The sequence below is a fragment of the Streptomyces sp. NPDC026301 genome (assembly GCF_055567935.1).
In genome coordinates, this window is sequence record NZ_JBVHPN010000013.1 from 91,867 (window position 1) to 110,944 (window position 19,078).

Here is a 19,078-nt window from a genome sequence, read left to right on the forward strand (position 1 = left end):
CCGTCCCACCACCGCATTCGTACGAGGGAGCTGATGGATGAAGCCGGACGACCCGCTGCTGCGGATTCTCGCCTGCCCGCTCGACAAGGGGCCGCTGGCCCTGATTGCCCCGGAGGGCGTGCTCTACAACCCCCGGTTACGCCGCCGCTATCCGATCCTGGACGGCGTGCCGCAGCTGCTGCCCTCTTCGGGGGAGCAGGTCTCCCCCGAAGAGCACGAGCGGCTGCTGTCCCGTATGGAGGCGGCGGGCGGGGCGCACGGCGCGGCGGGCCCCTCCGAAGGCGGGGCCCGGCCGTGACGCTCGCCGCGCGGCTCGCCCCGCACCTGCCGCCACGGCTGGTCTCCGCCGCCGCGACGCTGCTCTACCCGCGCTTCGAGCCCGAGCTGCACCGGCTCTCCGACTTCTGCCGACCCGGCGGCACCGCCGTGGACGTGGGCGGCTGGTACGGGCCCTGGGCGCGGCATCTGGCGCGCCGCTCCGACCGGGTCGTCACGCTGGAGCCGGTGCCGCACCTGGCGCGGCTCCTGGCGGCCGTGACGCCCGACAACGTCGAGGTGATCCGGGCCGCGGCCGGCGACCGCTCGGGGACCGCCACGCTGTGGCTGGCCTCTGGAGGGCGCGGCGACCGCGGCGTCTCCTCACTGGTGCGCCGCCGGCTGCACCGCAGCGCCCTGGAGGTGCGCTGCCTGGCCCTGGACGATCTGGAGCTGTCCGACGTGACGCTCATCAAGATCGATGTGGACGGCGGCGAACCGGCGGTGCTGCGCGGTGCCGAACGCACCGTCGAGCGGTACCGGCCCGCCCTCTTCGTGGAACTGGAGACCCGTATCCAGCCGCTCGGGCCGGTCCTGGAGTGGATCGCGGCGCGCGACTACAGGGGCTGGGTGCTGCCCGGCGACCGCTGGCTCCCCCTGGCCGCCTTCGACCTTCCGGGGCATCAGGCCCGCACGTCCTACGTGGCCGAGCACGGCCTGCTGCGCCGCACACTGGTGCCGCACCGCCGCTACGTCAACTCGGTGCTGTTCCTGCCGCGCGGCCGCGGCCCCGGGGACCCCGCGTACCGTACGAACCCGGCCGCCACCCGACCCGTTCTGCGCGACGATGTGCGGCATGAGCCCTACGGATGAGCCCGGAACCCCCCGCGCACCGCGGAGCCGGCTGGAGGAGCCCGGAGGAGGGCCGCAGGGCCCGCTCGGCGTGCCGGGCCGGCTCGGCTTCCAGCTGGTCCTGCTGCGCCGCATGGCCGATCACCAGCCGGGCCTGGTGGAGGACGCGCTGCGCACCCTGGGCGCGACCCGCCCCGAGATGCGCGAGGCCAACCGCCGCTGGCAGGCGATGAGCCGCTCGCCCCGGTCGCGCGGCGCCCTGCAGCGGTACCGCTCGGTCCTGGGCCCTCCGGAGACCGACACCGCCCGCCGACTGGGCGACCTGACGTGCCGGGCGCTGACCTGGCCGGTACCGCTCTGGCCGGGTCTGCGCTTCGAGGTGCTGGCCGCGCCCGGGGGCGCGGTGTGGAACGAGTGGCTGATCCGCGCCCCGGGTGCGCCGGGTCCGGTACTCCGTACGGCCGACGACCTGGTGCCGTGGTCCTGCACCGTCGACGAGGTCGCACGCGCGTTCCCCCCGGCCCGCCCGATGGAGGGCTCTGCGCCCACCCGCTGGCGCCTCGCCTTCACCGCTCCCGGCCCGTCCGGAGGCCCGGAACCGCGGGTCGCGGAGTTCACCTGGGGCCTGCTGCAACGGGTGACCGAGTAGGGCGGCGGACGGCCGTGGGTCCCTCACACGGCCCCGTTCAGCGGGCAGCCGGACGCGTGCGGCAGAAGGATGACGGTCGAGAGGTGTGCTGCCGCTCCTGCCCCTACCGGCCCACCCGCGGAGGAACTCCATGACCACCAGCGTTGGGCAGCTGCGTCGTTGCTCGGTCGCCGTCGACCTCGGCGCGGCGCGCACCCGGGTGTACGTGAAGAACCACGGCCTGATCGTGGACGAACCGACCGTCACAGCCGTCAACAGCCGTACCGGCGCGCTCATAGCCGTCGGCGGCCGCGCCGAGTACATGGCGGGCCGGACCCCCGACCACATCCGGGTGGTCCGCCCGGTCTGCCACGGCACGATCGTGGACATCGAGATGGCCCAACGGCTGCTGCGGCAGCTCGTGGGCGACAAACTGCGCCGCGCGTGGCGGCGCAAACCCACCATGCGGGCGGCGGTCTGCCTGCCCGCGGGAAGCGAGCCGCTGACCCAGCGGGCCGCCGTGGAGACGCTCACCGGGCTCGGCGCCCGGCGGGTGGAACTGGTCGACACGATGGTGGCCGCCGCCGTGGGCTGCGGGCTGCCGGTCGAACAGCCGGAAGCGACGATGATCGTGGTCTGCGGAGCCGGCACGACGCAGGTCGCCGTGCTGTCCCTCGGGTCCATCGTGGCCTCCGAGACCGTCCCCGTGGGCGGCGAGGCCGTCGACCACGCCGTCGTACAGCATCTGCGGCTGCACCACGAGCTGATGGTGGCCAGCCAGAACATCCGCCCGCTGCACCTGGCGCTCGCCGGTGACGACGGGCCCGAGCCGGCCCCGGTGGAGGTGCACGGCCGGGACGTGGCCAGCGGCGAGGCCCGCTGCGTCCTCGTGGAGCCCGAACGCGTACGGCGCGCCATCGCCGCCCGGCTCACCGGCGTCCTCGACGGCATCAGTGAGGTGCTGCGGCGCTGCCCGCCCGACCTGGTCGCCGACCTCGCCGAGCGCGGCATCATGCTGGCCGGCGGCAGCGCGCTGATCCCGGGCCTGGAGCCGATGATCCGGCAGGGCACGATGATGCCCGTCCAGGTGGCCGAGCGCCCGGACACCTGCGCCGTACAGGGGCTGGCCGCGATGATCGAGGGCCATGTCTCCCCTCTGGAGCTGGCGCCGCTGACCCCCTGAAGAGCACACGGCCTCAAGCGCATACGTAAGAAGCCCGCGAGCCGGAAGGCTCGCGGGCTCCGTACGTATGCGGGAAGGATCGCCCCCGTAGGAGAGGCCGCCGTCGGCCTCTGGGGAGCGTCCGCGGACACTCCCTAGGGCGTCCGGGTGTTCCAGGCCACCACCGCGGGGCGGTCGTGTTCCGTGCCGAGCACGCCGATCGCCCCCGTCTCGAAGGTGAACAGCGCGCCTGCGGACGCGGGCAGCCCCAGCTGCCGGGCCGCCAGCACGCGCAGGAAGTGCGCGTGCCCGACCAGCGCGACGTCCCCGTCGGCCGCCGCCCGCCGCGGCGCGAGCCGGGCCAGTACGCGGTCGGCGCGCGCACCCACCTGCTCGGGCGTCTCGCCCGGATGCCCCTCGGGGCCCGGGGTGACGCCGTCGGTGAACAGGAACCAGTCGGGGCGGGTGCGGTGGATGTCCGCCGTGCGCACGCCTTCGTAGCCGCCGTAGTCCCACTCCACCAGGTCGGCATCGACCTCGGTGTCGGTGAGCCCGGCCAGCTCGGCGGTCCTGCGGGCCCGGACCATCGGGCTGACCAGCGTCAGCGCCACGGTCCGGCCGGCGAGCAGCGGGCGCAGCTCCCGGGCCTGCTCGACGCCGCGCTCGGTGAGGGGGAGGTCGGTCCAGCTGGTGTGCTGACCCGAACGGCTCCACTCCGTCTCACCGTGCCGGATCAGCAGGAGCTCACTCACCGCCGCCCTGCTGCTCCTTCTGGGCCTCCTCGACGGACGCGCGGACGTCGTCCATGTCGAGGTTGCGGGCCTGGCCGATGACGTCCTCCAGGGCCTCCTCGGGGAGCGCGCCGGGCTGCGAGAAGACCGCGATGTTGTCCCGGACGATCATCACCGTGGGGATCGACTGGATCTGGAAGGCCGCGGCCAGCTCCGGCTGCGCCTCGGTGTCGACCTTGGCGAAAATCAGGTCCTCGTGCTTCTCGGAGGACTTCTCGAAGACCGGCGAGAACTGCTTGCACGGACCGCACCACTCGGCCCAGAAGTCGATGAGGACGAAATCGTTCCCGGAGACGATCTCGTCGAAGTTGTCCTTGGTGAGCTCTACCGTGCTCATGTGCTTTCCCTGCTTCCGGTCCGGTCGTCGGTGTTCAGCCGCGTCAACGGGAGACGCGGAGGGACGTATTCCACCAGGGTGTCCCACATACCGTGCTCCGCATCCCGCGCCACGCGGCCGTCCGGCACCCCTGCCCAGGTTGCGCCGTCCTAGACATACACATTCCGCCTGATCGGGAACGGGCCGCCGCCCGGGCGTGTCGCGGACCCGGCACCGGATGGTCGGCCCCGCGCCCTGGGGTGGTCAGTCCCGCTGCGCCCGTAGGCCGTCGAAGACCATCGTGGCCAGCGCACCGGCCATCGTCGGTACGGACAGCCCGCCGTCCGGGCGGTACCACTCGATCAGGGAATTGACCGTACCGAACAGCAGCCGGCTGATCAGCGCCGGGTCGATGTCACCGCGTACCCCGCCCTCGGCCGCCGCCTGCCGCACCAGCTCCGCGACCCGGTGATCGAACTCACGCCGCCGCTCCAGGGCCCGATTCTCCGCCGCACTGTTGCCGTGCACGCGCAGCAGCAGCGTCACGTACGGCAGCTCGGCGGCCAGCGTCTCCACGCTGCGCCGCACGGTGTGCTCCAGACGGGCCGTGGCGTCCGCGTGCGCGCCGCACGGCTCGTCGAGTACCGCGAAGAGCGCGTCCAGGGCCCGCCCGACGGCCAGGTCGAGCAGCTCTTCCTTGCCGGACACGTGGTGGTAGATGGAGGACTTGCTGATGCCCAGCCTGCGGGCCAGCTCCTCCATGCCGGTGCCGTCGTAGCCGCGCTCGTTGAACACCGCGACCGCGACCTCCACGAGGGAGTCGCGGTCGTAGGTGGTCCGGCCCTGCCGTGCCCCCGGGTTCCGGTCGGGTGGTCTGATCATGCCCTCACTGTGGCACGGGGTGCGCCCGCTACGGGTGGCGGGCGGGCGCCCCGTACTGGGGCGTGCGGGGCGTCAGTCCCGTTCGCGCAGGTCCACGATGCGCTTGAGCTTGCCGACCGAGCGCTCCAGCGTCTCCGGGTCGACGATGTCGACGCCCACGGTCACCCCGACGCCGTCCTTGATGCCCTTGGCGATCGAGGCCGCGGCCGCCGCGCGGGCATCCGTACCGGCGTCGGCGCGCGCCTCGACCCGTACGGTCAGGTGGTCCATCCGGCCGCGCCGGGAGAGCTCCAGCTGGAAGTGCGGGGCGACCGCGGGGGTGCGCAGCACGATCTCCTCGATCTGGGACGGGAAGAGGTTCACCCCGCGCAGGATGATCATGTCGTCGCAGCGCCCGGTGACCTTCTGGATGCGGCGGAAGTTCGGGCGGGCCGTGCCGGGCAGCAGCCGGGTGAGGTCGCGGGTGCGGTACCGGATGACCGGCAGCGCCTCCTTGGTCAGCGAGGTGAACGTCAGCTCGCCCTCCTCGCCGTCGGGCAGCGCCTCTCCGGTGACCGGATCGACGATCTCGGGGAAGAAGTGGTCCTCCCAGACGTGCAGCCCGTCCTTGGTCTCCACGCACTCCTGTGCCACGCCCGGGCCGATGACCTCGGACAGGCCGTAGATGTCGACCGCGTGGATGTCCATCCGCTCCTCGATCTCGCGGCGCATCTCCTCGGTCCACGGCTCGGCACCGAAGATGCCGATCTGCAGGGAGGTCGTACGGGGATCGACGCCCTGCCGCTCGAACTCGTCGAGGAGCGTGAGCATGTACGAGGGCGTGACGAGGATGATCTCGGGCCGGAAGTCCTGGATGAGCTGGACCTGACGGGCGGTCATGCCGCCGGAGGCGGGGATGACCGTGCAGCCCGCGCGCTCGGCACCGTAGTGCGCGCCGAGCCCGCCGGTGAACAGGCCGTACCCGTAGGAGTTGTGCACCTTGTGGCCCGGGCGGCCGCCGGCCGCGCGGATCGAGCGGGCGAACACGTCCGCCCACATGTCCAGGTCGGCCTCGGTGTACCCGACGACGGTGGGGCGGCCCGTCGTCCCGCTGGAGGCGTGCAGGCGCCGGACGTCCGCCATGGGCACGGCGAACATCCCGAAGGGGTACGTGTCGCGCAGGTCGGCCTTGGTGGTGAAGGGAAAGCGCGCCAGGTCCGCCAGGCTGCGGCAGTCCTCGGGCCGGACGCCGGCCGCGTCGAACTTCGTGCGGTACAGCTCGACGTTGTCGTACGCGTGCCGCAGCGTGGCTCGGAGGTTCTTGAGCTGCTGCGCCCGCAGTTCGTCGCGGCTGAGCCGCTCGCCCGCGTCCAGGAGCTCGTCGGGGAGCGGGGTGCCGGTCTTCCGGCGCTCGGCCGCCGCGGCCGTCGGATTGCTGCCCATGCTGCTCATTCCTCCACACCTCGGATCACGCGGCTCCGCCCCCGGAACTCCGCGATGACTTCCTCGCCCCGCCGGACGCTCACGTCGTATATGCCGCTCCGCCCGTACCGCGTGCGCTCCTCGGCCCGTGCCAGGAGGACGTCGCCCTGCCTGGCCGGGGCCACGAAGGTCACGTCGGCACCGGCGGCCACGGTCACCGGGCCATGGCTGTTGCAGGCGCAGGCGAAGGCCGTGTCGGCGAGCAGGAAGAGGTAGCCGCCGTGGGCGATGCCGTGCCCGTTGACCATGGTTTCGCACACGGTCATACGCAACAGGGCCGACCCCTCGTCGGCCTCCAGCAGCTCGATGCCGAGCCGCTGTGATGCCTGGTCCGCGGCGAAGATCCGCTGTGCAGGTCCGGAGTTTTCCACAGGCCATCAACCACCCTTGCTGCCCGACCGAACATTCGGTTAGCGTTACGACGCGGTTAAACAATCAGCATCTGAAGTGCCTGTCAAGAGGTGGACTGCCTTGTCCGAGAGCGTCACTGACCGAGCCGACGACCGATCCTCCGGTCGCGCCACTGACCGAGCCGACTTCTTCGCCCGCCACAAGTACCTGCTGGAGCGGGCCGTCGCCGCGGCCGGTGACCGGGACCACTGGTCGCCGCACCCGGAGTCGCCGAGCCCGAAGGTGTACGGCCCGGAGGCGGCGCCCGGCGGCGAGGCCGCCTTCCGCGCCCACCTCGGCGCCGCCTTCAAGCTCCCCGGCCATCCGCAGAGCGGCACGGTCGCCGTCGGCGAGCGCTCTCCGTACGGCCCGGCGCTGGACATCGACTATCCGCGGGTCACGCCGGAGGAGGCGGTGGCCGCGGCGAAGGCGGCGGCGCCGGCCTGGCGCGCGGCCACGCCCGACGTCCGCGCGGGAGTGGCCGCCGAGATCCTGTCCCGGCTGAACGCCGCGAGTTTCGAGATCGCGCACGCCGTGCACCACACGACGGGCCAACCGTTCGTGATGGCGTTCCAGGCGGGCGGGCCGCACGCGCAGGACCGCGGCCTGGAGGCGGTGGCGTATGCCTGGGCCGAGCAGAAGAAGCTCCCGGCGGTCACGCGCTGGGCGAAGCCGCAGCGCAAGGGCGAGCCGCTGGTCATGGAGAAGACCTTCACCCCCGTGGGCCGCGGGGTGAACCTGCTCATCGCGTGCAACACCTTCCCGACGTGGAACGGCTATCCGGGCCTCTTCGCCGGCCTGGTCACGGGCAATCCCGTGATCGTCAAGCCGCACGCGGGCGCCGTACTCCCGCTGGCGATCACCGTCCGGATCGCCCGCGAGGTGCTGGCCGAGGCCGGCTTCGACCCGGACGTGGTGCTCCTCGCCGCCGAGACCGCCGACCAGCGCACCGCCGCCGAGCTGGCGCTCCACCCGGACGTCCGGGTCGTGGACTTCACCGGCTCCAAGGAATTCGGCAACTGGCTGGAGGAGCACGCCCGCCAGGCCGTCGTGTACACGGAGAAGGCCGGTCTGAACACGGTCGTGCTGGACTCCACCGACGACTACAAGGGCCTGCTGCGCAACCTCGCCTTCGCCCTCTCCCTGTACAGCGGCCAGATGTGCACCACCCCGCAGAATCTCCTCGTGCCGCGGGACGGCATCCGTACGGACCAGGGCGCCCGCACCGCCGCCGAGTTCGCCGAGGACCTGGCGGGCGCGCTGGACAAGCTGCTCGGCGACCCGCAGCGGGCGGCCGGCACGCTCGGCGCGCTCGTCAACGACGGCGTGCGGGCGCGGCTCTCGGAGGCGGCCGGCCTGGGGCAGGCCATACATCCCTCGCAGACCGTTGACCACCCCGAGTACGACGGCGCCACGCTGAGCACGCCGCACGTCGCGCTGCTGGACGCGGCCGCCGACGCGGGGACGTACACCCGCGAGTGGTTCGGCCCGGTCTCGTTCGTGATCGCCACCGACTCCACCGAGCACAGCCTGCGGCTCTTCACCGAAACGGTCCGGGCGCACGGCGCGCTCACCGCCACCGTGCACGCCACCGGCGAGGACGTACTGGAGGCCGCCCGGGCCGCCGCCCTGGAGGCCGGGGTCCACCTCTCCGAGAACCTCACCGGTGCGGTCTTCCCCAATCAGACCGCCGCGTTCAGCGACTTCCACGGCAGCGCGGCGAACCCGGCGGCCTCGGCCACGCTCACCGACTCGGCTTTCATCACCGGCCGGTTCGACGTGCTCCAGTCCCGCCGCCACATCGCCCCGGAAACCACCACCTCTACCGCCACCGCCACCGCCACCGCCACCGCCACCGAGGAGAGCTGACGTGTCCGACGAGGTCTATCTGGTCGACGGCGCCCGTACGCCGCAGGGCCGGTACGGCGGCGCGCTGGCCTCCGTGCGCCCCGACGATCTGGCCGCCCTGGTGGTCGGCGAGGCGGTACGCCGCGCCGGCGCCCCGGCCGAGGCTGTCGACGAGGTCATACTCGGCGCGGCCAACCAGGCCGGCGAGGACAACCGCGACGTGGCGCGGATGGCCGTGCTGCTGGCCGGCCTCCCGCACACCGTCCCCGGGTACACCGTCAACCGCCTGTGCGCGTCCGGCCTGACCGCCGTCGCCTCGGCCGCGCAGGCCATCAGGGCGGGCGAGGCGGACCTGGTCGTGGCGGGCGGCGTGGAGTCGATGACCCGCGCGCCCTGGGTGATGGCCAAGCCCGGCACGCCCTGGGCCAAGCCGGGCGAGGTGCACGACACGTCGCTGGGCTGGCGGTTCACCAACCCGGCGTTCACGGCCGCCGACCGGGAGGTGGCCGGGTCCGGTCCGGAGACCGCCAAGCTGACGCTCTCCATGGGCGAGACCGCCGAGGAGGTCGCGGCGCTCGACGGCATCACGCGGGCCGAGTCCGACGCGTTCGCGCTCCGCAGCCACCAGCGGGCGGTCGCCGCGCAGGAGGCCGGCCACTTCGACCGGGAGATCGTTCCGGTCCCGGTCAAGGCCAAGCGCGGCGAGGAGACCGAGGTGACCCGCGACGAGGGCCCGCGCCCCGGCACGACCCTCGACAAGCTCGGCACGCTGCGCACGATCTTCCGCAAGGACGGCGTCGTGACCGCCGGTTCCTCCTCGCCGCTCTCCGACGGCGCGGCCGCGCTGCTGGTGGCGAGCGCCGAGGCGGTGCGGCGGTACGGCCTGACGCCCCGGGCCCGCATCGTCACCTCCGCCTCAGCGGGCCTCCAGCCGAACCTGATGGGCCTGGGCCCGGTGCCGGCCACGGAGAAGGCGCTGGCCCGCGCGGACTGGAAGATCTCGGAGCTGGACGCGATCGAGCTGAACGAAGCCTTCGCCGCCCAGTCCCTGGCCGTCACCCGGCGGCTCGGCCTGGACGAGGGCAAGGTCAACGCCGACGGCGGCGCCATCGCCCTCGGCCACCCCCTCGGCTGCTCCGGCGCCCGCATCCTGCTGACGCTGCTGGGCCGCCTGGAGCGCGAGGACGCCCGCAAGGGCCTGGCCACGCTGTGCGTCGGCGTCGGCCAGGGCGTCGCGATGCTGGTGGAGCGGATATGAGCGAAGCGGATATGAGCGACGAGGCAGCGGCCGGGAGACCCGGCACGACGACGGCCCCGGACCGCACGGCGGCCGACGCGGGCGGCGCGAGCGGCGCGGTGGTGGACGCGTCGTACGAGACGCTGCGCGTGGAGGAGCGGGACGACCGGGTCGTGGTGACGCTGTACCGCCCCGAGGCGCGCAACGCCATCAGCGGCCGGATGATCTCCGAGCTGCACGCCGTCTGCGATCTGCTGGAGCGCGACCCGAGGCTGCTGCTGCTCACCGGGCACGGCGGCGTGTTCGCGGGCGGCGCGGACATCTCCGAATTGCTGCGCCGCGGCGGGGACGACGCGCTGCGCGGCATCAACAGCCGGCTGTTCGAGCGGGTGCGGCGGCTGCCGATGCCGACGCTGGCCGCGGTGGACGGCTGGGCGCTGGGCGGCGGCGCCGAGCTGAGTTACGCCTGCGACCTCCGGATCGCCGGGCCGGACGCGGTGTTCGGGAATCCGGAGCCGGGGCTGGGCATCCTCGCCGCGGCCGGCGCGTCCTGGCGGCTGCCGGAGCTGGTCGGCGAGTCGGTCGCCAAGCAGGTGCTGCTCGCCGGGCGGAATCTGGACGCGCCGGCGGCGCTCGCCGCGGGCCTGGTCATGGAGGTCGTCCCGGCCGACGAGCTGCTGGACAGGGCACATGCCGTACTGGACCGCATGGCGCGCTCCTCGGCGACCGCGCTGCGGCTGACCAAGCTCGTCATGGACGCGCCCGGCGCGCATCCGGTCGCCGACGATCTCGCGCAGGCGGTGCTCTTCGAAGGACAGGACAAGCGGGACCGGATGACGCACTTTTTGGAGAAGAGGGGCCTGGAGAAGAGGGGCCTCGAGAAGAGGGGCCAGGAGAAGAAGGGAAAGCGGTCGTGAGTTCGGGAGTGGAGGGGGCGGCGGCGAGCGCCGCCGTGCCGAGTGCCGCCGCGCCGGCGGCCGTGGCCGTCATCGGGGGCGGCCGGATGGGCGCCGGTATCGCGCAGTCGTTCGCGGCCATCGGGTCGCGGGTCACGGTCGTCGAGAGCGGGGCCGAGGCCGCGGCCGCCGCGCTGGACCGGGTGGCCACCGGGCTCGCGCGCGCCGCCGAGCGCGGCAAGCTCGCCGAGCCGGCGGACGCGGTGCTGGCCCGGGTCGCCACGGTCGCCTCCCCCGAGGAGCTGCCCGCCGGCGTCGAGCTGGTCGTCGAGGCGGTACCGGAGAACGCCGCGCTCAAGGCGAAGCTGCTGGCCGCGGCCGAGCAGGCGGTCTCCGACGACACCGTACTGGCGACGAACACCAGCTCCCTGTCGGTCACCGAGCTCGGCGCCGCGCTCCGGCGCCCGGCCCGCTTCCTCGGCATGCACTTCTTCAACCCCGTGCCCGCCTCGGCGCTGATCGAGCTGGTCGTCGCCCCGGAGACCGCCGACGCCACCCTGCAGTCGGCGCTGGCCTGGACGCACGCGCTCGGCAAGACCGACGTCGTGGTCAAGGACTCCCCCGGCTTCGCCAGCAGCCGGCTGGGCCTGGCGCTCGGCCTGGAGGCGGTGCGGATGGTCGAGGAGGGCGTGGCGGAGCCCGCCGCGATCGACGCCGCGATGAGCCTCGGATACAAGCACCCCATGGGCCCGCTGAAGCTGACCGATCTGGTCGGCCTGGACGTCCGCCTCGCGATAGCGGAGTACTTGCAGGCCACGCTGGGCGAGCGGTTCGCGCCGCCCGCGCTGCTCCGCGAGAAGGTCGCCCGCGGCGAGCTGGGCCGGAAGACGGGACAGGGCTTCTACACATGGGAGTGAGCCGCTGAGCGACGGTGACGGTCGCCGCGCGAGGGGCTACGGCCGAGGCCCCCACCGCCGGGGCGGGGCTCGCCCCCAGGAAGCCGGCCCCGTCCCCGAAGGCGCGCACCCGCCCCTCGTAACCGATTCACGGCCGCCTCTTGCCATACACGCCGCAATACACGAGACTGAGTAACCGAACGAACGGTCGGTTGGGAAGGATGGACATGCCAAGCTCTGCATCCTCGTCACCGGGCGACACCGCGGCGGCGCCGCCCCCGGAGCCCGGGCTCCAGGCGTACTTCGACCGCACGATCGCCCGTGACCAGCGCGTCGAGCCGCGGGACTGGATGCCGGAGGGGTACCGCAGGACGCTGATCCGGCAGATCGCCCAGCACGCCCACTCCGAGATCATCGGCATGCAGCCGGAGGGCGCGTGGATCACCCGCGCCCCCTCGCTGCGCCGCAAGGCGATCCTCTTCGCGAAGGTCCAGGACGAGGCCGGCCACGGCCTGTACCTGTACTCCGCGGCCGAGACCCTGGGCGCGGACCGCGACGACCTGACCGACCGGCTGATCGAGGGCCGCCAGAAGTACTCCTCGATCTTCAACTACCCCACCCCGACCTTCGCCGACGTGGGCGTGATCGGCTGGTTCGTGGACGGCGCCGCGATCTGCAACCAGGTGCCGCTGTGCCGCAGTTCGTACGGCCCGTACGCGCGGGCCATGGTGCGGGTCTGCAAGGAGGAGTCGTTCCACCAGCGGCAGGGCTATGAGCTGCTGCGGACGATGATGGCGGGCACGCAGGCGCAGCGCGACATGGTGCAGGACGCGGTGGACCGCTGGTGGTGGCCGTCCCTGATGATGTTCGGCCCGCCGGACGACGACTCGCCGAACTCCGCGCAGTCGATGGCCTGGCGCATCAAGCGCCACTCCAATGACGAGCTGCGGCAGAAGTTCGTCGACATGACCGTCCCGCAGGCCGAGAAGCTCGGCGTCACCCTCCCCGACCCCGAGCTGAAGTGGAACGAGGAGCGCGGCCAGCACGACTTCGGCACCCCCGACTTCACCGAGCTGATGCGGGTCATCAAGGGCGACGGGCCCTGCAACGCCGAGCGGATGACCCGGCGCCGCACGGCCCACGAGGAAGGCGCCTGGGTGCGCGAAGCGGCGGCGGCACACGCCGCCAAGCAGGCCGAGCGGGCCCGTGAGGACGAGAAGGAGCACGCGGCATGAGCGAGACCCAGGGCCACCCGGAGGCGGCACAGCACCACCCCAAGGGCCAGTGGCCGCTGTACGAGATCTTCGTACGCAGCAAGCGCGGCCTGAACCACGTGCACGTCGGGTCGCTGCGCGCCGCCGACGACCGGATGGCGCTCACGCACGCCCGCGACCTCTACACCCGGCGCAACGAAGGCGTCTCCCTCTGGGCCGTGCGCAGCGACAACATCGCCGCCTCCGCGCCCGACGAGAAGGACCCGTTCTTCGAGCCCAGCGGCGACAAGGTCTACCGCCACCCGACCTTCTACGACATCCCGGCGGATGTCCCGCACATCTAGCCCACGGCACCCACGGCCTGACCAGGAGCAGCAGAAATGAGTGAAGGCGTCCACGACGATCTCGACGATCACGTGTACATGTCCCTGGCCGAGGCCGGGGGTGCGGACGGTGACGCCCGCTGGGCCTTCGGCACGGGCTTCGCCGACCCGCTGCACGGCGTGCCGACGGCGCTGCCCGAGGGCGTGGACGCCGCCGCGCTGGCCGCGGTGTGCGTGGCCCTCGGGGACGATGCGCTGATCGGCGCGCAGCGGCTGGCCGAGTGGTGCACCCGCGCCCCCGAGCTGGAGGAGGAGATGGCGCTCGCCAACATCGGCCTCGACCTGCTCGGCCAGGCCCGGCTGCTGTACGCCCGCGCCGGGCAGGCCGACGGCACGGGCCGCGGCGAGGACGCGTACGCCTACTTCCGTGACGCGGCGGACTTCCGCAACGTACGTCTGGCGGAGCTGCCCCGCGGCGACTTCGCGTGCTGCGTCGGGCGGCTGCTGGCACAGTCCGCGTGGCGGCTGGCCCTGTTCGAGCGGCTGGCCGGCTGCGCCGACCCGGTGCTGGCGGCGGTGGCGGCGAAGGGCGTCAAGGAGCTGACGTACCACCGGCAGTACGCGGCGGAGTGGGTCGTCCGGCTCGGCGACGGCACGGCGGAGTCGCACCGCCGGATGCAGGCCGCCTGGACGGAGCTCGCCCCCTGGCTGGACGAGCTGTACGCGGACCGGACCGCCGAGGGTTTCGGCGCGCCCGCCGAGGAGGTCGCCGAAGCCACCCGCGCGGTGCTCGCCCAGGTGGCCGAGGCGGCCGGGCTGACGACTCCCGCGCAGGTCACGGCCGTGCCGGGCGCGGGCCGGGCCGGCGACCGCACGGAGCACCTGGCGCCGCTCCTCGCCGAGCTGCAGGGCCTCGCCCGCGCCCACCCGGAAGCCGCGTGGTGACGATGACCGCGACCCTGCACTCTCTCCACGACAACGGTGCTGCGCCGGAGACCGCCGCGGCCCGCGCCCGGCGGATCGCCTCCGAGGTCGTCGACCCCGAGCTGCCCATGGTCACCCTCGCCGAGCTGGGCGTTCTGCGCGGCGTCGAGGTGGCGCCGGACGGCTCGGTCACCGCCACCATGACCCCGACGTACTCGGGCTGCCCGGCCATGGCCGAGATGCGGGCCACGCTCGCGGCGCGGCTGCGCGCTGCCGGGTACACGGATGTCCGTATCGAAACGGTGCTGGACCCGCCGTGGACGACGGACTGGATCTCCGAGGAGGGCCGCCGCAAGCTCGCCGAGCACGGCATCGCGCCGCCCGGCCCGGCCCCGCGCCGCACCGAAGGCCCGGTCCTGCTGGACCTGTCGCCGACCCGCCGGACCGTGCCCTGCCCGCGCTGCGGCTCCGCCGACACCGAGGAGCTCTCCCGCTTCGGCGCCACCTCCTGCCGGGCGCTGCGCCGCTGCCGCAGCTGCCGGGAACCGTACGAGCACGTCAAGGAGATCTGATGACCGCCCCCACCGCGCCCGCCTCGCCCGCCCCGGCGGCGGCCCCGGCCCGCCGGCGTCCGGCGTTCCACTCCCTCCGCGTCGCCGCGGTCGAGCCGCTGACCGACGACTCCGCCGCCGTCGGCTTCGAGGTACCGGAGGAGCTGGCCGAGGAGTTCGCGTTCGCGCCCGGCCAGTCGCTCACCCTCCGCCGGGAGATCGACGGCCGCGACGAGCGCCGCTCGTACAGCATCTGCGCGCCCGTGGGCGACACCCCGCGCATCGGCGTCCGCGTCGTGCCCGGCGGCCTCTTCTCGTCCTGGCTGGTGGAGGAGGTGCGCCCGGGGGACACCGTCGAGGTAATGGCGCCCACCGGCTTCTTCACCCCCGACCTCACCGTCCCCGGCCACCACGTCCTGATCGCGGCCGGCTCCGGGATCACGCCGATGCTCTCCATCGCCGCTTCCGTGCTGGCGGCGGACGACAGCTCGCGCGTCACGCTGTTCTACGGCAACCGCCGCACGGCCACGGTGATGTTCGCGGACGAGCTCGCCGACCTGAAGGATCGTTACCCCACCCGCTTCCAGCTCGGCCACGTCCTCTCCCGGGAGCCGCGCGAGGCCGAACTGCTCTCCGGGCGCCTGGACGCCGACCGCCTGTCCGCGCTCATCGGCTCGCTGGTGGACGTCGCGGACGCCGACCACTGGTGGCTGTGCGGCCCGCACGGCATGGTCCGCGACGCCCAGCAGGTACTGGCCGGCCTCGGCGTGCCCGAGGACCGCGTACACCAGGAGCTGTTCTACGCCGACGACGAGCCGGTGCGCGAGGCGCGGCACGAAGAGGCCGCGGCCGACGGCCCGGTCAGCGAGGTCACGATCACCCTCGACGGCCGGACGACGACCCAGCCGCTCTCCCGCGACCGCGCCATACTGGACGGCGCCCAACAGGTCCGCCCGGACGTCCCGTTCGCCTGCAAGGGCGGCGTCTGCGGCACCTGCCGCGCGCTGATCCGCGATGGCGAGGCCGACATGCGCCGCAACTTCGCCCTGGAGACCTCCGAGGTCGAGGCCGGTTACGTCCTCACCTGCCAGACCTTCCCGGCCTCCGACACCCTGACGGTCGACTTCGACAGCTGACCGCTCGGAGCGGTTCTCGGAGCGGCTCCCGGAGCCTGTGTCTAGACAGAGGCTCTCAGCTCCAGCCACGCCGCCAGCCGTACGTCCGGGTCGTCCAGGTCCAGCGGGAACAGCTCGCGGATGCGGCGCAGGCGGTGGCGCAGGGTGTTCGGGTGCACCGTGAGGCGGGCCGCGGCCGAGGCCACGTCGCCGACCGCGGCCAGCCACGCCGTGAGGGTCGCCGCGTAGTCCGTGCCCTGCTCGCGGTCGTGCGCCAGCAGCGCGGTGACGCCCGGCAGCCGCAGCCAGGGGTCCCGGTCCAGCTCGTCCCCGAGGCGGTCCAGCAGGATGCGGTGGCGGACGTCGCCGGCCGTGGCCGCCGGGCGCGCGGGCCCGTCGCCGGCCGTCGCGCGCAGCACGTCGTCCGCCTCCCGGCGCAGCGCCACGGGCCGCAGCAGGTCGGTGTGCGGGCGGGTGACCGCGGCCCGTACGCCGTCGCCGACCGCCGTACGGACGGCCGCCAGCGCCGCGTCGGCGAACCGCCGGGCCGCCGCCTCCCCCGCATCCGGCAGCAGGACGTGTACGGCGTCGGCCGTGGCGGCCACGGTGGCCGTGTCCCGGTGGGCGGCGCAGTGCCGCACCAGGGCCGATTCGAGGTGCCCGAGCAGCGCGGCCCCGGCTCCGTACCCGCCGAGCCGGGCGGCCCCGGTGCCGGCTGGGCCCGGGCCGGACGCCCCGAGCAGCGCGGCGCCCGCGCCGGCCGCACCGGTCCCGGCGCCCGCCGCGAAGGCCGCCAGGCAGAACTCCGTACCGGGGCGCAGCCCCAGCCGCGCCGCCGCCTCCTCGGCGGGCGGCCCCGCGCCGTGCAGCACGGCGCGGAAGGTGTCCCGGCGCAGTCGGCGCTCCGTCTCCGGCGAGTGCAGTGCGCGCAGCAGGTGCGGCGCGGCGAGCCGGGCGGCGTCCTGGAGGGCCGCCGCGGCGTCGTCGGACAGCCCGCCGGCCGGTTCGATCGCCCAGAGCGTGCCGAGCGGCAGCGCCCCGGCCCGTACGGTGACGGCGGCCCGCGCCAACTCGTCGCCCTCGGCCGGGAAGCGGACGACGCCCGGCGCGGCGAGCACCTCGCGGTACTGGCGGCGCTGTTCGGGGATGTCGGGGACCCGGCGCTGGAGGATGCCGCGCTCGCGCAGGGCGTCGATGCGCTGGCCGGGAACCTTGGAGTACGCGACGACGTTCTGGTCCAGGTCCTCGATGGCCACCGAGCCGCCGGCCACGGCCGCGAGGGTGTCGGCGAGCGCGAACAGTTCCTCGCCGCCGGCCGGTGACGCGCCCGCCGCGCCGCCGATCCCGTACGCCGCGAGCGCGCAGCTCAGCTCCGCGTCCACCTGCCGCCACGGCACCGCGTCCCCGGCCGCCAGTACCGCGATCCCGCAGCCGGCCGCCGCCTCGACCAGCCGCGCCGGGTCCTGGCCGCGCTGCTTGACGACGACGGCGGCGAACCCCAGTGCCGCCGCCCGCCGCAGCACCGCGCACGCGTCCGGGTCCGTCACGTCGGTACCGACGAGCAGCAGGACCGCGGCGGGCGAGGGCGGCAGCGGGTCGCCCGGGTCGTGGATCACCGTGCCGCGTACGGGGGCGTCCAGGCCCGCGGGCGCGGCCAGCACCCGCACGAGGACGCCGGGCGCGCCCTCCACGAGCAGCCGCAGCGTGCCGGCGGCCCGCTCCCCCAACGGCCCGCCCGACGCGACGACGGGCCCGGGAACCGCAGGTCCCGACGCGGCGGCCGGCACCGACGCGGGCGCGGCGGCCGACGCGGAGGCAGGCCCGGACGCGGGCCCGGAGGCCGAGCCGGAAGCCACCGTCGTCACCCTTGTCGAATCGGACAACCGGGGCCTCGTTTCCTGCGTCGATCGGCCGGGGTGCCGGCCCGTGCGGGCTGCCACGATAGCCGCGCAGCCCGCCGCCGCAGTGACAGGAGCCGCATCCGTGACCATGACCGCCCGACCGGCCCCGGCCCCCGCCGCCGACCTCGTAGGACTCTTCCCGCCCGGCTCCCACCTGGACCGGGACGGCGAGCTGGTGGTCGGCGGCTGCCGGCTGACCGACCTCGCCGAGCGCTTCGGTACGCCCGCCGTGATCGTCGACGAGGCCGCCCTGCGCGACCGCGCCCGGCAGTACGTACGGGCCCTCGCCGCCCATTGGCCGAACAGCCAAGCCGCCTTCGCCTCCAAGGCGTTCCCCTGCACCGCGGTGATCCGCGTGCTCACCGAGGAGGGGCTGGGGGTCGACGTCGCCGGGGGCGGCGAGCTGGCCGCCGCGCTCGCCGCCGGCGCCGACCCGGCCCGCATCGTCGTGCACGGCAACGCCAAGACCGACGAGGAACTGGCCATGGCCGTCGAGGCGGGCGCCGGGACGGTCGTGGTGGACAACGAGGACGACATCGACCGCCTGGAACGCCTCGTACCCAAGGGCGCCGAGCAGCGCGTCCTGCTCCGCGTCATCCCGGAGGTCGAGGCGGACACGCACGAGGCGATGGCCACCGGGCAGCGCGGCTCCAAGTTCGGCCTGGCGGTCCCGGACGCGGTCCGCGCGGCCGCCCGGCTGCGGGCGAGCGACCGGCTGCGCCTGGAGGGCCTGCACGTCCACGTCGGCTCACAGCTGCTGGACACCGCACCGTTCGCGCGCGCCGTGGAGGCGCTGGGGGCGCTCGGCGAGCTGGGCGAGCACGCGGTGTACGACCTGGGCGGCGGCCTCGGCGTGCGCTACACCTACGACGACCGCCCGCCGAGCATCGAGGAGTACGTCCGCACCCTCACCGACGCGGCCCGCACCCGGCTCCCGGCCACCGCCCGCCTGATCATCGAGCCCGGCCGCTCCCTGGTCGCCGGCGCCGCGCTCACCCTCTACCGCGTGGTGACCGTGAAGCCGGGCCCGCGCACGCTGGTGGCAGTCGACGGCGGCATGGGCGACAACCTGGAGCCGATGCTCTACGGGCAGCGCTTCGAAGCCACGGTCGCCGCGCGCGTGGGCGGCGGCGAGCCCTGCGACCTGGTCGGCCGGCACTGCGAGTCCGGCGACACCCTGATCCGCGACGTCCCGCTGCGCGCTCCCCGGGTCGGCGACGCCATCGCCGTACCGGTCACCGGCGCGTACTGCTACTCCCTCGCCAACAACTACAACGGCGCCCGCCGCCCACCCGTCGTCTTCTGCCACCACGGCACGGCCCGCGAGGTCGTCCGCCGCGAGACGTACGAGGACCTCCTGCGGCGGGACGTACGGGAGGCGTGATGCCCGGACCGCAAGCCCGTGGAACGGGCCAGGAGCGGTGACAGGGCCGAAC

Annotated in this window: 20 protein-coding genes; 14 read left to right on the forward strand and 6 right to left on the reverse strand. The window is 74.1% G+C overall.

Translation table 11 applies throughout. From position 1 onward, the window contains the following. Positions 1-37 precede the first annotated feature (37 nt). The 4 genes from ACZ4MH_RS23245 (at position 38) to ACZ4MH_RS23260 (ending at position 2,918) form a co-directional block, all read left to right on the forward strand. A complete protein-coding gene (locus tag ACZ4MH_RS23245; RefSeq protein WP_351591786.1) occupies positions 38-298 on the forward strand; it encodes a Trm112 family protein in 261 nt (86 codons plus the stop codon). After that, positions 295-1,128, forward strand: a complete 834-nt coding sequence (locus ACZ4MH_RS23250) for an FkbM family methyltransferase (RefSeq protein WP_351591783.1) — start codon at positions 295-297, stop codon at positions 1,126-1,128. Before ACZ4MH_RS23245 ends, ACZ4MH_RS23250 begins: the two co-directional genes overlap by 4 nt. Beyond that, positions 1,112-1,756 carry a hypothetical protein gene (locus tag ACZ4MH_RS23255; RefSeq protein WP_351591780.1) on the forward strand — a complete coding sequence of 215 codons (645 nt, stop codon included), beginning with the start codon at positions 1,112-1,114 and terminating at the stop codon, positions 1,754-1,756. The genes ACZ4MH_RS23250 and ACZ4MH_RS23255 overlap by 17 nt, the downstream gene beginning before the upstream one ends. A gap of 130 nt (positions 1,757-1,886) precedes the next feature. After that, positions 1,887-2,918 (forward strand): rod shape-determining protein, encoded by a 1,032-nt coding sequence (locus ACZ4MH_RS23260; RefSeq protein ID WP_351591777.1) that lies wholly within the window; start codon positions 1,887-1,889, stop codon positions 2,916-2,918. 134 nt (positions 2,919-3,052) lie between these two features. Here ACZ4MH_RS23260 and ACZ4MH_RS23265 read toward each other — a convergent pair whose 3' ends face one another. The 5 genes from ACZ4MH_RS23265 to paaI form a co-directional block, all read right to left on the reverse strand. Beyond that, on the reverse strand, positions 3,053-3,649 hold the full coding sequence (locus tag ACZ4MH_RS23265) for a histidine phosphatase family protein (RefSeq protein WP_351591774.1): 597 nt from the start codon (positions 3,647-3,649) through the stop codon (positions 3,053-3,055). Next, positions 3,642-4,025 (reverse strand): thioredoxin, encoded by a 384-nt coding sequence (gene trxA, locus ACZ4MH_RS23270; RefSeq protein ID WP_467754662.1) that lies wholly within the window; start codon positions 4,023-4,025, stop codon positions 3,642-3,644. Before trxA ends, ACZ4MH_RS23265 begins: the two co-directional genes overlap by 8 nt. Positions 4,026-4,268: 243 nt before the next feature. Further along, the gene (locus tag ACZ4MH_RS23275) at positions 4,269-4,886 is read right to left on the reverse strand and encodes a TetR/AcrR family transcriptional regulator (RefSeq protein WP_351591769.1); all 618 of its coding nucleotides are present in this window, start codon (positions 4,884-4,886) and stop codon (positions 4,269-4,271) included. A 72-nt stretch (positions 4,887-4,958) separates the two neighbouring features. Then, the gene (gene paaK, locus ACZ4MH_RS23280; protein ID WP_351591873.1) at positions 4,959-6,308 is read right to left on the reverse strand and encodes a phenylacetate--CoA ligase PaaK; all 1,350 of its coding nucleotides are present in this window, start codon (positions 6,306-6,308) and stop codon (positions 4,959-4,961) included. Between the two features lie 5 nt (positions 6,309-6,313). Continuing rightward, positions 6,314-6,718, reverse strand: coding sequence for a hydroxyphenylacetyl-CoA thioesterase PaaI (gene paaI, locus ACZ4MH_RS23285; protein ID WP_351591767.1), 405 nt, complete (start codon positions 6,716-6,718; stop codon positions 6,314-6,316). A 100-nt stretch (positions 6,719-6,818) separates the two neighbouring features. Here paaI and paaN point away from each other — a divergent pair, with 100 nt between their 5' ends. From paaN to paaE, 9 genes are all read left to right on the forward strand, one after another. Next, positions 6,819-8,606, forward strand: coding sequence for a phenylacetic acid degradation protein PaaN (gene paaN, locus ACZ4MH_RS23290; RefSeq protein WP_351591765.1), 1,788 nt, complete (start codon positions 6,819-6,821; stop codon positions 8,604-8,606). A gap of 1 nt (position 8,607) precedes the next feature. After that, on the forward strand, positions 8,608-9,843 hold the full coding sequence (locus ACZ4MH_RS23295) for a thiolase family protein (RefSeq protein ID WP_351591763.1): 1,236 nt from the start codon (positions 8,608-8,610) through the stop codon (positions 9,841-9,843). Continuing rightward, a complete protein-coding gene (locus tag ACZ4MH_RS23300) occupies positions 9,840-10,739 on the forward strand; it encodes an enoyl-CoA hydratase/isomerase family protein (RefSeq protein WP_351591761.1) in 900 nt (299 codons plus the stop codon). Before ACZ4MH_RS23295 ends, ACZ4MH_RS23300 begins: the two co-directional genes overlap by 4 nt. Beyond that, positions 10,736-11,635, forward strand: coding sequence for a 3-hydroxyacyl-CoA dehydrogenase family protein (locus tag ACZ4MH_RS23305; protein WP_351591759.1), 900 nt, complete (start codon positions 10,736-10,738; stop codon positions 11,633-11,635). The genes ACZ4MH_RS23300 and ACZ4MH_RS23305 overlap by 4 nt, the downstream gene beginning before the upstream one ends. A 206-nt stretch (positions 11,636-11,841) precedes the next feature. Then, positions 11,842-12,849: a 1,2-phenylacetyl-CoA epoxidase subunit PaaA gene (gene paaA, locus ACZ4MH_RS23310; protein ID WP_351591757.1), complete on the forward strand. Its 1,008-nt coding sequence runs from the start codon at positions 11,842-11,844 to the stop codon at positions 12,847-12,849. Beyond that, a complete protein-coding gene (gene paaB, locus ACZ4MH_RS23315; protein ID WP_351591755.1) occupies positions 12,846-13,172 on the forward strand; it encodes a 1,2-phenylacetyl-CoA epoxidase subunit PaaB in 327 nt (108 codons plus the stop codon). Before paaA ends, paaB begins: the two co-directional genes overlap by 4 nt. Positions 13,173-13,208: 36 nt before the next feature. After that, entirely contained in the window at positions 13,209-14,096 is an 888-nt protein-coding gene (gene paaC, locus ACZ4MH_RS23320) for a 1,2-phenylacetyl-CoA epoxidase subunit PaaC (RefSeq protein ID WP_351591752.1), read from the forward strand. 2 nt (positions 14,097-14,098) lie between these two features. Next, complete coding sequence (gene paaD, locus ACZ4MH_RS23325) at positions 14,099-14,647, forward strand: 1,2-phenylacetyl-CoA epoxidase subunit PaaD (RefSeq protein WP_351591747.1); 549 nt, start codon at positions 14,099-14,101, stop codon at positions 14,645-14,647. Continuing rightward, entirely contained in the window at positions 14,647-15,762 is a 1,116-nt protein-coding gene (paaE, locus tag ACZ4MH_RS23330; protein ID WP_351591744.1) for a 1,2-phenylacetyl-CoA epoxidase subunit PaaE, read from the forward strand. Before paaD ends, paaE begins: the two co-directional genes overlap by 1 nt. Positions 15,763-15,803: 41 nt before the next feature. Here paaE and ACZ4MH_RS23335 read toward each other — a convergent pair whose 3' ends face one another. Next, positions 15,804-17,597, reverse strand: coding sequence for a helix-turn-helix domain-containing protein (locus ACZ4MH_RS23335; RefSeq protein WP_467754663.1), 1,794 nt, complete (start codon positions 17,595-17,597; stop codon positions 15,804-15,806). Between the two features lie 133 nt (positions 17,598-17,730). Here ACZ4MH_RS23335 and lysA point away from each other — a divergent pair, with 133 nt between their 5' ends. Next, on the forward strand, positions 17,731-19,026 hold the full coding sequence (lysA, locus tag ACZ4MH_RS23340) for a diaminopimelate decarboxylase (RefSeq protein WP_351592395.1): 1,296 nt from the start codon (positions 17,731-17,733) through the stop codon (positions 19,024-19,026). The last annotated feature ends 52 nt before the right edge of the window (positions 19,027-19,078 follow it).